Consider the following 12,950-nt stretch of genomic DNA (forward strand, 5'->3'; position numbering starts at 1 on the left):
CTCTCCTTACGGTAACAGGCTCTTGACGTCGATAGGCTTGGCTTCGTTCTCTGCTTCGCCCTTATCTTTGCCGTCGATTGCCATACCTGCCATCCGGTAGAAGTTATATTCCGGGTATTTGCCCGGACCGGAGATCAGCAGATCCTCTTTCTCGTAAACCAGATCCTGGCGCTTGTATTCCCCCATTTCGAAATCCGGGGTTAACTGAATCGCCGTGGTCGGACAGGCTTCTTCGCACAGACCACAGAAAATGCAGCGTGAGAAGTTGATGCGGAAAAATTCCGGATACCAGCGACCGTCTTTGGTTTCTGCTTTTTGCAGCGAGATACAGCCGACCGGGCAGGCTACCGCGCAGAGGTTACAGGCTACGCAACGCTCTTCGCCGTCCGGGTCGCGGGTCAGAACGATACGACCACGATAACGGGGCGGCAGATAGACCGGCTCTTCCGGGTACATTCGCGTTTCGCGTTTGGCGAACGCGTGCAGGCCGATCATCCAGATACTACGAACCTGGGTGCCGAAACCTACTAACAATTCTTTTAAGGTCATGGTCTTATTGCCCCTTATTGCGCCTGCCAGAGAATGACAGCCGCCGTTACCAGCAAGTTGATCAGCGTCAGCGGCAGGCAGATTTTCCAGCCGAAGGACATTACCTGGTCATAACGCGGACGCGGTAACGACGCACGAATCAAAATGAACATCATCATAAAGAACGCGGTTTTCAGCGCGAACCAGATGAATGGCGGTAACAACGGGCCTTGCCAGCCACCGAAGAACAGCGTCACCATCAGTGCAGAGATGGTCACAATCCCGATGTACTCACCCACGAAGAACAGACCGAACTTCATGCCGGAATATTCAATGTGGTAACCATCCGCCAGTTCCTGCTCGGCTTCCGGCTGGTCAAACGGGTGACGGTGACACACCGCCACGCCCGCGATGGCAAAGGTAATAAAACCAAAGAATTGCGGGATGACGTTCCACACATGCGCCTGGCTGTTGACGATGTCGGTCATGTTGAATGAACCGGCCTGCGCCACCACGCCCATCAGGGAAAGCCCGAGGAACACTTCGTAGCTCAGGGTCTGCGCAGAAGCACGCATCGCACCCAGCAGCGAGTATTTGTTGTTACTTGACCAGCCCGCAAACAGCACTGCGTAAACCGCCAGACCTGCCATCATCAGGAAGAACAAAATCCCGATGTTCAGGTCGGCAACCACCCAACCTGGGCTGACTGGCACAATTGCAAAGGCCAGCAGCAGCGAGGTAAAGGCAATCATCGGTGCCAGGGTAAAGATGACGCGATCCGAGAATTTCGGGATCCAGTCTTCTTTAAAGAACATTTTGATCATGTCCGCGACCAGCTGGAGCGAACCGCCCCAGCCAACACGGTTAGGTCCGTAACGGTTCTGGAACAGACCCAGCAGGCGACGTTCGCCAAAGCTCATGAATGCCCCACAGGTGACAACCACCAGCAGGATCACCACCGCTTTGAGGATGGTCAGCAGGATCTCAATCAGTTCCGGTGATAACCAACTCATTGTTGTGCCTCCTTGAGATCCTCAAGATGCGCGCCAGCCAGCACCGGAGCAATGCCGGACATACCCATCGGCAAGCCCACCTGCCCTGCCGTCAGCCCTTCGGCGATTTCAACCGGCAGCGTGACCGTGTTGCCATCGTAACTAAAGGAGACACTTGTCCCCGCATTCACGCCCAACTTCGCGGCATCCGCTGGGTTGAGTTTGATGTACGGTTGCGGCATACGGCTCTGGAAGACCGGAGCACGCTGTGACAATTCATCGCTGCCAAACAGGTGGTAGTACGGCGCGATACGCCATTTCCCGTCCTGCGGCTGGAAGCGTGCCGGTACACCGGTGAAGTAATCCAGACCATTTTCGCTGGTTTCAAACAGACGCACGCCCGGATCGCCAAAGCGCAGTTTGCCGCCCACTTCGTCCTGGAATTTGTTCCACGCCTGCGGGGAGTTCCAGCCCGGTGCCCAGGCAAACGGCACTTGCGAACGGTGCGCGGTCGGCTGGTTGTTACCTTCCATCGAGAAGGTGAACATGGTGTCAATATCCTGCGGCTGACGCGGCTCATGAACGCTGATATTGGCGCGCATGGCGGTACGACCGCTGTAACGGTGCGGTTCACGGGCCAGTTTCTGCCCACGAATACGGAATGTCGCATCCGGCGCAGCATCTTTGATACCTGCCAGTTCCGGGATTTTCGCCACAACGGCGTCAATCACGTGGTCGAGCTGCGTCCAGTCCACTTCACGGCTCAGCAGGGTGCTGTGCAACGAGTGCAGCCAGCGCCAGCTTTCCAGCATGACAGTTTTGCTGTCGTAATAGGACGGGTCGTAAACCTGGAAGAAACGTTGGGCGCGGCCTTCATTATTAATTACCGTACCGTCGCTTTCAGCAAAGCTGGCGGCGGAAAGCACCAGATGGGCGTTTTCCATGATCGCTGTGCGTTGATGGTCAACCACCATCACCAGCGGCGCTTTAGCCAGCGCAGCATTCACGCGGGTAGCGGAAGCGTGACGATGCAGATCGTTCTCCAGCACCACCACCGCGTCGGCACGTCCGGTTTCCAGTTCGGTTAACGCTTCTTCAAGCGAACCGCCGCCCATAATGCCCAGCCCCATGCTGTTGACGGAACGGGCAATCATGGTGATACCGACGTCAGCGCCGCGACCTTTCAGGGCTTTTGCGACGTTAGCCGCCGCCTGAATCACTTCAGCGCTACCGGCGTTCGTCCCGGAGATAATCAACGGTTTCTTCGCACCAGCCAGTGCCTGCACGATGACGTCGATTTTGCTTTGCAGCTCAGGCTCAATACCGTCAACCACTGGCGCGGAGTTATCCAGCGCATGAGCGATGGCAAAACCTAAACGCGCCTGATCTTCAACCGGTGCGCGGTAAGTCCACGCAGCGATATCATCCAGACGGGTGTCATCAACGTTGGTAACAAACAGCGGATGCTTCGCACGCTGACCGATGTTGAGGATTGCCGCAATCTGCCAGTCAGCCACTTTCTGTGCTGCCGCCATTTCGCGCGCTTTACCTTTCACCGCCTGACGAACTGCCAGCGCGACGCGCGCGCCGGTCTGGGTAACGTCTTCGCCCAGCACCAGTACCGCATCATAAGATTCGATTTCGCGCAGTGCCGGAGTATAAATGCCGCCTTCACGCAGCACTTTCAGTGCCAGTTGCAGACGTTCCTGCTCACCGTGAGCGATACCGGTGTAGAAGTTTTCTTCGCCCACCAGCTCACGCAGCGCAAAGTTGCTTTCCACGCTGGCGCGCGGAGAACCAATACCGATCACTTTCTTCGACTGACGCAGAATATCTGCCGCGCCCTGCATTGCCTGTTCGGCGTTGAGGGTAATGAAATCATCGCCACGACGCTGTACTGGCTGACGCGGACGATCTTTCAGGTTGACGTAGCCGTAACCGAAACGACCACGGTCGCAGAGGAAGTAGTGGTTTACCGTACCGTTGTAACGGTTTTCGATACGACGCAGTTCGCCATAACGCTCGCCGGGGCTGATGTTACAGCCGATGGAACATTGCTGGCAGATGCTCGGCGCAAACTGCATATCCCATTTACGGTTGTAACGCTCGGAGTGCGTTTTGTCGGTAAATACGCCGGTCGGGCAAATTTCGACCAGGTTACCGGAAAATTCGCTTTCCAGCGTGCCGTCTTCCGGGCGACCGAAGTAGACGTTGTCATGCGCGCCATAAACGCCCAGATCTGTACCGTCAGCGTAATCTTTGTAGTAACGCACGCAGCGGTAGCAGGCGATGCAGCGGTTCATTTCGTGAGAGATGAACGGCCCCAGGTCCTGATTGCGGTGGGTACGTTTGGTGAAACGGTAGCGACGGAAGGTATGCCCGGTCATCACGGTCATATCCTGAAGATGGCAGTTACCGCCTTCTTCACATACCGGACAGTCGTGCGGGTGGTTGGTCATTAACCACTCGACCACACTTTCACGGAACTGTTTCGCTTCTTCGTCGTCAATGGAAATAAATGTGCCATCGGAAGCCGGTGTCATACAGGACATCACCAGGCGACCACGCGTGTCTTCCGCGTTTTGGTATTGCTTCACCGCACACTGGCGGCAAGCACCGACGCTTCCCAGCGCCGGATGCCAGCAAAAGTAAGGAATATCAAGGCCCAGAGACAGACAAGCTTCCAGCAAGTTGTCCGCTCCGTTGACCTCGTATTCTTTGCCGTCTACATGAATTGTAGCCATTAGCATGCTTCCAGTTTTCTCGGTCAGGGACCGAGCGTTAATCGAAATTCGGTTACCAGCGCTCTTTCAGCAGGTTCGGCTGAATCCCATTAATCAAATGGGTATTGCTGAACGGCTGTTTGATTCCCGCCTCAAATTCTTCGCGGAAATATTTGATGGCGCTCTGTAACGGCTCCACTGCACCAGGTGCGTGGGCACAGAAAGTTTTACCCGGGCCTAAGAATCGACACAGTTGCTCAAGTGTTTCGATATCGCCCGGCTGACCTTCACCACGCTCCAGCGCACGCAGAATTTTCACGCTCCACGGCAGACCGTCGCGGCACGGCGTACACCAGCCGCAGGACTCACGGGCGAAAAACTCTTCCAGGTTACGCACCAGCGACACCATGTTGATCTCGTGGTCAACCGCCATCGCCAGCGCCGTACCCAGACGGCTGCCTGCTTTACCGATACTTTCGAATTCCATCGGCAGGTCAAGGTGCGCTTCAGTCAGGAAGTCAGTCCCCGCGCCGCCTGGCTGCCAGGCTTTGAATTTCAGACCGTCACGCATACCACCGGCGTAATCTTCGAGGATCTCGCGTGCGGTGGTGCCAAACGGCAGTTCCCACAGGCCCGGATTTTTCACCCGACCGGAGAAGCCCATCAGCTTGGTGCCAGCATCTTTACTTTTCGAGATGTTCTGATACCACTCCACGCCGTTAGCGAGGATCGCCGGAACGTTACACAGGGTTTCTACGTTGTTGACACAGGTCGGTTTGCCCCATGCACCGGAGGTTGCCGGGAAGGGTGGCTTCGAGCGCGGGTTAGCGCGACGCCCTTCCAGGGAGTTGATTAACGCTGTTTCTTCGCCGCAGATGTAGCGCCCTGCCCCGGTATGGACGAACAGTTCGAAATCGAAACCTGTTCCCATAATGTTTTTGCCAAGCAGCCCTGCTTCGGTGGCTTCGGCAATGGCACGGCGCAGATTCACTGCCGCTTCGATATACTCGCCACGCAGGAAGATGTAGCCACGGTAAGCTTTCAGCGCAAACGCGGAGATGAGCATACCTTCCACCAGCAGGTGCGGCAGTTGCTCCATCAGCAGGCGGTCTTTATAGGTGCCCGGCTCCATTTCATCAGCGTTACACAGCAGGTAACGGATGTTCATGGATTCGTCTTTCGGCATCAGGCTCCATTTCAGGCCAGTCGAGAAGCCCGCGCCGCCGCGCCCTTTCAGACCAGCGTCTTTTACCTGATTAACGATTTCGTCCGGAGACAGCCCGGTCAGCGCCTTACGCGCGCCTTCGTAACCGTTTTTGCTGCGGTATTCGTCCAGCCACACTGGCTGTTTGTCATCGCGCAGACGCCAGGTCAGCGGATGCGTTTCGGGAGTACGGATAATGTTTTTCATTTATACCGCTCCAGCAGTTCAGGGATCGCTTCCGGGGTCAGATGCGCGTGAGTGTCCTCATCGATCATCATGTTTGGCCCTTTATCACAGTTCCCCAGGCAGCAAGTTGGCAGCAACGTGAAGCGACCGTCAAATGTCGTTTGCCCTGGTTTGATGTTCAGTTTTTTCTCCAGCGCCGCCTGAATGCCCTGGTAACCGTTGATGTGACAAACCACGCTGTCGCAATAACGGATCACATGGCGGCCTACTGGCTGACGGAAGATCTGGCTGTAGAACGTTGCCACACCTTCGACATCGCTCGCCGGAATACCCAGCACATCGGCGATCGCGTGGATCGCGCCATCCGGCACCCAGCCACGCTGCTTCTGAACGATTTTCAGCGCTTCAATGGACGCCGCACGCGGGTCTTCGTAGTGGTGCATCTCGTGCTCAATCGCTTCACGCTCTGCCGCACTCAGCTCAAAAGCCTCGGTTTGTGGTTGTTGATTCTCGTGCATAATTAGCGGTCCACATCTGACATAACAAAATCGATACTGCCCAGATAAACAATCAGGTCAGACACCAGGCTGCCGCGGATCGCCGCCGGAATTTGCTGCAAATGCGCATAACTCGGCGTGCGGATACGAGTGCGATAACTCATGGTGCTACCGTCGCTGGTCAGGTAGTAACTGTTGATCCCCTTGGTCGCCTCAATCATCTGGAAAGATTCATTGGCAGGCATCACCGGACCCCACGACACTTGCAGGAAGTGGGTGATCAGGGTTTCGATATGTTGCAGCGTGCGCTCTTTCGGCGGCGGCGTGGTCAGCGGGTGATCCGCTTTGAACGGGCCTTCCGGCATGTTGTTGAGGCACTGCTCAAGAATGCGCAGACTCTGGCGCAGCTCTTCCACTTTAAGCATTACGCGGGTGTAGCAGTCAGAAACACCACCACCCACCGGGATTTCAAAGTCGAAGTTTTCATAGCCAGAATAAGGACGCGCCTTACGCACGTCGAAGTCGATCCCGGTAGCACGCAGGCCCGCGCCAGTGGTGCCCCACTCCAGTGCCTCTTTCGCGCCATAGGCGGCAACGCCCTGGGAACGACCTTTCAGAATGGTGTTTTGCAGCGCCGCTTTCTCGTAAGACGCCAGACGTTTCGGCATCCAGTCGAGGAACTCCCGCAGCAGGCGATCCCAGCCGCGCGGCAGGTCGTGCGCTACGCCGCCAATACGGAACCACGCCGGGTGCATACGGAAACCCGTGATTGCTTCCACCAGATCGTAAATTTTCTGACGATCGGTAAAGGCAAAGAACACGGGCGTCATTGCGCCGACGTCCTGAATAAAGGTCGAGATATACAGCAGGTGACTGTTGATGCGGAACAGTTCGGAGAGCATTACGCGAATGACGTTAACGCGATCCGGCACGGTGATCCCGGCCAGTTTCTCTACCGCCAGCACGTAAGGCATTTCGTTAACGCAGCCGCCGAGGTATTCGATACGGTCGGTATACGGAATGTAGCTGTGCCAGGACTGGCGCTCGCCCATTTTCTCTGCACCACGGTGGTGGTAGCCGATGTCTGGTACGCAGTCGACAATCTCTTCGCCGTCGAGTTGCAAAACGATACGGAAAGCCCCGTGCGCCGACGGGTGGTTCGGGCCGAGGTTGAGGAACATGAAGTCCTCGTTTTCGGTGCCGCGCTTCATCCCCCACTCTTCCGGTTTGAAGGTCAGGGCTTCCATCTCCAGATCCTGTTTGGCTTTGGTCAGCTCAAACGGCGAGAATTCGGTTGCGCGCGCCGGGTAATCTTTACGCAGCGGGTGACCTTTCCAGGTTTGCGGCATCATGATGCGACGCAGGTTCGGGTGACCGTCGAAAGTAATGCCAAACAGATCCCAGGTTTCACGCTCATACCAGTTAGCGTTCGGAAACAGTTTGGTGAAGGTCGGTACGTGCAGGTCGTTTTCTGCCAGCGCCACCTTCAGCATGATGTCGCGGTTACGATCGATAGAAATCAGATGGTAGAAAACGGAAAAATCCGCGGCAGGTAACCCTTCGCGGTGTGTGCGCAGACGTTCGTCCATGCCGTGTAAGTCAAACAGCATGACGTAAGGTTTCGGCAGTTTCTTTAAGAAATCGCCCACTTCCAGTAATTGTTCACGCTTGATCCACACAACGGGAACCCCGGTGCGAGTCGCCTGAACAGTAAAGGCATCCGGCCCAAAACGGTTGCGCAGTTCGCCAATCACCGGATCATCAAGATGATCGCGGGTCTGCCAGGCGGGTTCTTGCGCGGTTAAGTCGGTCATATTGTTCACCATTGCAAATGGTCCGTGGTGACTGTCGGCGCAGTAAGCTTCGCGAAATAGATTTAGGAATAAGCGAAGAAAAATCCCTTTGCCGACAGGCGCAAATTAAATCTCGTCAGGTGTACGCAGGTTGGTTACGGCAATGCGTTCACCGCGCTTGCGTTCGCGCTCTGATTGCATATTGGCGCGATAAACGCCTTGATCGCCAACCACCCAGGAGAGCGGACGACGTTCTTTGCCGATAGATTCCTGCAACAGCATCAGTGCCTGCATGTACGCTTCAGGACGCGGCGGGCAGCCCGGGATATACACATCAACCGGGATGAATTTATCGACGCCCTGCACAACGGAATAAATATCGTACATACCGCCGGAGTTGGCACAGGCACCCATTGAGATAACCCATTTTGGTTCCAGCATCTGGTCATACAGACGCTGAATAACCGGTGCCATTTTGGTAAAGCAGGTTCCTGCAACCACCATCAGGTCAGCCTGACGCGGCGAAGCACGCAATACTTCTGCGCCAAAACGCGCCACGTCATGCACCGCGGTAAACGAAGTCACCATCTCAACGTAACAGCAGGAAAGACCGAAGTTATACGGCCAAATTGAGTTTTTACGACCCCAGTTAACCATGTCATTGAGCTTGCCCATAAACACGTTTTTGTTAACTTCTTGCTCCAGAGGGTCGGTTACGATCTCCTGCTTTTGCAGGGGGTAACGGTCGTTCTCACCGTTGGGATCTATGCGGGTGAGCGTATAATCCATCTTAATGCCTCGCGGTTAGCGTTGACGATTAGCGATACTGTTCGTTTCCGGGTTCATACGCTCGCGGCGTGAACGCGCGGGCGTCCAGTCCAGCGCGCCAATACGCACCAGATAAACCAGACCTGCCAGTAACACAAAAATAAAAATTGCAGCTTCCACAAAGCCTACCCAGCCGCTTTCGCGGATAGAGGTTGACCATGCGAACAGATACAGCGCTTCAACGTCGAAGATAACGAAGAACATGGCCACCAGATAAAACTTGGCGGACAGGCGTAAGCGGGCGGAGCCGACCGAGTCGATACCGGATTCAAACGGCACGTTTTTCGACCTCGCGCGTGCGCGACCGCCTAAAAACCAACCGCCTACCAGCATCAGGCAACACAGGCCAATGGCAACGATAAGAAAGATAGCGAATGCCCAGTGATGAGCGATGACTTCAGTGGATGTTGACATACTCATTGCTTACTCATCAAAAGTAGCGCCAGATTCACTGCTCTTCACGGCAGATGGACGCCACATCGATTCATGGGGAGGAATAAAAAAAACCTTACAACTACTGTAGTAACAATTTTATACAGTGAATTGATGTGGTCTTTTACCCCTTTCTATAACCTTTTGTCAACTTTAACAAAAGTTTCTTCACATTAATTTACATAATACCAACAACTTTTGCATTTAATGCTCTTCATCCCAGATCATTGACGACTCCAGGAAAATTAGATGTTGTTGAATCGTGTCCGTTGTGAAGCAATGGAAAAAATACGGGTCTATTTTGACAGGAATTTGTGTCGATTCCTCCCCCTAAAAGAGAGTATTTTCTTGATCTGTGACACGCTTTTGTTAATCCATAACAAAAATACAGCAACAAATTCACGTATTTTTTAACATCATTGTAGCAGGAGATTTTTATTCGGCGATTTTTTGTTCGCGCGTATAGAGAATGGCGGACGGTTGAAAAATGAACACTTTTATTCAATATCCAGAAAAGTCGTTATCATTTATTGTAAAAAAAAGCCACTGACGTTCAAAAAAACATCAGCGGCTTGTTTTTACAAATGTGGTTATCTGGTACCAGACAATTATTCGTAATCGCCTTCAATTAACAGAGAATCATCCCCTTCATGGGCTCCTGTCGTGCTGAACTGCCATGGATTCTGATAACTCTCCATTGCCTGGTATATCACCTGGGCCAGTTCATTACCGCTGGACGGATCATAGCAGAGCAAATATTCGGTATCTGGCAGTGGTGGTAAACCGTCCACAGCACTCAAGACGCGCAGGTCCGGACTCATCATCTCAACCGGCCTGGCCGTTACACCCAATCCCGCTTTCACGGCAGCACGGACCGCCGGCAACGTGGAGGCGACATAAGCCAGACGCCATGGAATATCTGCTTTATCGAGTGTTGCCAGAACCATATCGCGGAACGGACTAGGATCATCCAGCAACACCAGAGGGATCGGCTCGCCTTTTTGCAATACATATTCCGCAGCGCAATACCAGTGCGTTGGAGAAGTTCTCAGGTTCAACGCATTAAAGGTACCAGGACGATTTGTGGTAACCATTAAATCCACTTCCTGGGACTTCAGCATATCTGCCATATAGGCATTACGCTTAACGCGGACATCCAGCGCAAGTTTCGGATAAACCGAACTCACGCGATTAAGCAGGAAAGGTAAGATCGTATCAGCAGATTCATCTGAAGCGCCGATTGTTAACACGCCCTGAAGATTACTGAACATCAATGATGAGCAAGCTTCATCATTAAAACGCAGGATCTTCCTGGCATAGCCAAGAAGCTGAATGCCATGTTCAGTTAACAGTTTGTTACGACCATGCCGAGCGAACAGTTCTTTCCCAACGAGTTGTTCAAGACGTTGCATTTGCTGACTAACAGCGGACTGAGTACGACACACGGCGGCAGCTGCGGCAGCAAAAGTGTTCAGATCGGCAACAGCAACAAATGTTCTCAGCAGATCGAGGTCGAGGTTAATTATCGGACGATTTGCACTTATCATATATTATCACTTACTGGCGGCTCATACTGAGCTGGTTAATGCTGTGCACACACAAACAAGCAATTCCATTTGTAATGTGCCTCCCTGGCAGTTTCATCCGGAAGTCTGGATGAAAGTTAAAATGCATATGAGTTGCACTAATAAGAACGACTCACATTGTTCCGTTATAATGCCTGAAGTAGTTCACAGAATATATCTTCAGGAATCGCATATCTATTAAGTTACTCACTCTTTTCTATTTATGACATGCGAGTGTTTGTGTAAATGTAAATGTTGTTCCTTGTTCCACTACTAGCAAAGCGGCGCCAACCCAGCGTGAACACGCATAAGCGGCGATGATTTGTCTGCATCAAAAGTGGGGCTTCCGTCATTTAAGCGAGCATTTTACCCTAAAACCCATTTATTTATAAGGGCCATTGCGAATTATCTGATGCAAAGTTATGTTATGTTAGGCAAAGTAATCTTCTATTATTAATAAGCACAACAAAACCTTTTTGAATATTAAATAATAATTAATTAGCACACCCTGCATTCATTAATTCCGCTTAACAATAGTTTCGCACGTCATCACCTAAACGACACTTCGGCGATCACTACTCTCTTAATGTTTCACTTATAATGAAAATATCATGAATATGTTATGTTCGCGATTTCTTAAATCAAAGGAAATTCGCACATTTATCTACCAGACAAAAAACTATGCATTAGATTAATGCTTAGAATAAATCACTACAAAACACAAATCATTAAGCATATGCATCTCAATATTTAATGATTATTAAGTTATTAACAGCACATTCCCTCCTTTTACTCTCGCAAAATCTTGTTCTGCAGAACTTCAAAACACCGCCTCGGGGGAGTACATTGTTCTAAGCTGACTTCCACGGCAGGGAGTGGCGATAACAGCAAAAAAGGTCAAGATTCATGTCACCCATTGAAAAATCCAGCAAGTTAGAGAATGTCTGTTATGACATCCGTGGTCCGGTGCTGAAAGAAGCAAAACGCCTGGAAGAAGAAGGTAACAAGGTATTGAAACTGAACATCGGCAACCCTGCCCCGTTCGGTTTTGACGCTCCTGATGAGATCCTGGTTGACGTGATACGCAACCTCCCGACCGCTCAGGGCTATTGTGATTCAAAAGGCCTCTACTCTGCGCGTAAGGCCATCATGCAGCACTATCAGGCGCGAGGCATGCGTGATGTTACCGTGGAAGACATTTACATCGGCAATGGTGTATCGGAGCTTATCGTTCAGGCAATGCAGGCCTTGCTGAACAGCGGGGATGAAATGTTGGTTCCTGCACCTGATTACCCACTATGGACAGCGGCGGTTTCGCTCTCCAGCGGTAAAGCGGTGCACTACCTTTGTGACGAGTCCTCTGACTGGTTCCCGGACCTTGATGATATTCGCGCTAAAATTACGCCTCGTACGCGCGGTATCGTTATTATCAACCCGAACAACCCTACCGGCGCGGTTTATTCCAAAGAGCTTTTAATGGAAATTGTGGAGATTGCGCGTCAGCATAATCTCATTATCTTCGCCGATGAAATTTACGACAAAATTCTCTACGACGACGCCGAGCATCACTCGATTGCGGCGATGGCGCCTGACCTGCTGACCATTACCTTTAACGGTCTGTCGAAAACGTATCGTGTGGCAGGCTTCCGTCAGGGCTGGATGGTGCTGAACGGGCCGAAAAAACACGCCAAAGGCTACATCGAAGGTCTGGAGATGCTGGCCTCAATGCGACTTTGCGCCAACGTTCCCGCACAACACGCGATTCAGACCGCTTTGGGCGGCTATCAGAGTATCAGTGAATTTATCTTACCAGGCGGGCGTCTTTACGAGCAGCGTAATCGCGCATGGGAATTGATTAACGACATTCCAGGCGTGTCCTGCGTGAAGCCACGCGGCGCGCTGTACATGTTCCCAAAAATCGACGCCAAACGTTTTAATATTCACGACGACCAGAAGATGGTGCTGGACTTCCTGTTACAGGAAAAAGTTCTGCTGGTTCAGGGGACGGCTTTTAACTGGCCGTGGCCGGATCACTTCCGCATAGTTACGCTGCCGCGCGTTGATGATATCGAACTGTCATTAAGTAAATTCGCTCGTTTCCTTTCTGGCTATCATCAGCTGTAATCTTAAATTCACTGCCGGAGATTGCATCCGGCAGTGTTATCCCCCCACAATGATCTCATGAAGTCATCACACGCAAGG

The 12,950-nt window shown here is 52.4% G+C and carries 10 protein-coding genes; 1 reads left to right on the forward strand and 9 read right to left on the reverse strand.

The features are described 5' to 3' along the window. Positions 1-6: 6 nt before the first annotated feature. From nuoI to lrhA, 9 genes are all read right to left on the reverse strand, one after another. Positions 7-549, reverse strand: a complete 543-nt coding sequence (gene nuoI / locus D9597_RS06570; RefSeq protein WP_000172749.1) for an NADH-quinone oxidoreductase subunit NuoI — start codon at positions 547-549, stop codon at positions 7-9. A gap of 14 nt (positions 550-563) precedes the next feature. Then, on the reverse strand, positions 564-1,541 hold the full coding sequence (gene nuoH / locus D9597_RS06575; protein WP_000118685.1) for an NADH-quinone oxidoreductase subunit NuoH: 978 nt from the start codon (positions 1,539-1,541) through the stop codon (positions 564-566). Then, positions 1,538-4,264: an NADH-quinone oxidoreductase subunit NuoG gene (gene nuoG / locus D9597_RS06580; RefSeq protein ID WP_130221940.1), complete on the reverse strand. Its 2,727-nt coding sequence runs from the start codon at positions 4,262-4,264 to the stop codon at positions 1,538-1,540. Before nuoG ends, nuoH begins: the two co-directional genes overlap by 4 nt. Before the next feature lie 52 nt (positions 4,265-4,316). Continuing rightward, positions 4,317-5,654, reverse strand: coding sequence for an NADH-quinone oxidoreductase subunit NuoF (gene nuoF / locus D9597_RS06585; RefSeq protein ID WP_000789500.1), 1,338 nt, complete (start codon positions 5,652-5,654; stop codon positions 4,317-4,319). Further along, positions 5,651-6,151: an NADH-quinone oxidoreductase subunit NuoE gene (gene nuoE / locus D9597_RS06590; RefSeq protein WP_000545042.1), complete on the reverse strand. Its 501-nt coding sequence runs from the start codon at positions 6,149-6,151 to the stop codon at positions 5,651-5,653. The genes nuoF and nuoE overlap by 4 nt, the downstream gene beginning before the upstream one ends. A gap of 2 nt (positions 6,152-6,153) precedes the next feature. Beyond that, positions 6,154-7,956 carry an NADH-quinone oxidoreductase subunit C/D gene (gene nuoC, locus D9597_RS06595; RefSeq protein WP_000247878.1) on the reverse strand — a complete coding sequence of 601 codons (1,803 nt, stop codon included), beginning with the start codon at positions 7,954-7,956 and terminating at the stop codon, positions 6,154-6,156. A 93-nt stretch (positions 7,957-8,049) separates the two neighbouring features. Next, the gene (nuoB, locus tag D9597_RS06600; protein WP_000386733.1) at positions 8,050-8,712 is read right to left on the reverse strand and encodes an NADH-quinone oxidoreductase subunit NuoB; all 663 of its coding nucleotides are present in this window, start codon (positions 8,710-8,712) and stop codon (positions 8,050-8,052) included. Between the two features lie 15 nt (positions 8,713-8,727). Beyond that, complete coding sequence (gene nuoA / locus D9597_RS06605; RefSeq protein ID WP_000062997.1) at positions 8,728-9,171, reverse strand: NADH-quinone oxidoreductase subunit NuoA; 444 nt, start codon at positions 9,169-9,171, stop codon at positions 8,728-8,730. A 620-nt stretch (positions 9,172-9,791) separates the two neighbouring features. Further along, on the reverse strand, positions 9,792-10,730 hold the full coding sequence (lrhA, locus tag D9597_RS06610) for a transcriptional regulator LrhA (RefSeq protein WP_130221941.1): 939 nt from the start codon (positions 10,728-10,730) through the stop codon (positions 9,792-9,794). A 924-nt stretch (positions 10,731-11,654) separates the two neighbouring features. Here lrhA and alaA point away from each other — a divergent pair. Then, entirely contained in the window at positions 11,655-12,872 is a 1,218-nt protein-coding gene (gene alaA / locus D9597_RS06615; protein WP_064526608.1) for an alanine transaminase AlaA, read from the forward strand. Positions 12,873-12,950: the final 78 nt, after the last annotated feature.

This window comes from Escherichia sp. E13S3 (genome assembly GCF_004212325.1).
In the GTDB taxonomy this organism is placed as follows: domain Bacteria; phylum Pseudomonadota; class Gammaproteobacteria; order Enterobacterales; family Enterobacteriaceae; genus Escherichia.

Coding starts and splice junctions, on each gene's coding strand:
- nuoG (WP_130221940.1), bottom strand. CDS start 4,264: ATGGCTACAATTCATGTAGACGGCAAAGAATACGAGGTCAACGGAGCG.
- nuoC (WP_000247878.1), bottom strand. CDS start 7,956: ATGGTGAACAATATGACCGACTTAACCGCGCAAGAACCCGCCTGGCAG.
- nuoF (WP_000789500.1), bottom strand. CDS start 5,654: ATGAAAAACATTATCCGTACTCCCGAAACGCATCCGCTGACCTGGCGT.
- nuoH (WP_000118685.1), bottom strand. CDS start 1,541: ATGAGTTGGTTATCACCGGAACTGATTGAGATCCTGCTGACCATCCTC.
- nuoI (WP_000172749.1), bottom strand. CDS start 549: ATGACCTTAAAAGAATTGTTAGTAGGTTTCGGCACCCAGGTTCGTAGT.
- nuoA (WP_000062997.1), bottom strand. CDS start 9,171: ATGAGTATGTCAACATCCACTGAAGTCATCGCTCATCACTGGGCATTC.
- nuoB (WP_000386733.1), bottom strand. CDS start 8,712: ATGGATTATACGCTCACCCGCATAGATCCCAACGGTGAGAACGACCGT.
- lrhA (WP_130221941.1), bottom strand. CDS start 10,730: ATGATAAGTGCAAATCGTCCGATAATTAACCTCGACCTCGATCTGCTG.
- nuoE (WP_000545042.1), bottom strand. CDS start 6,151: ATGCACGAGAATCAACAACCACAAACCGAGGCTTTTGAGCTGAGTGCG.
- alaA (WP_064526608.1), top strand. CDS start 11,655: ATGTCACCCATTGAAAAATCCAGCAAGTTAGAGAATGTCTGTTATGAC.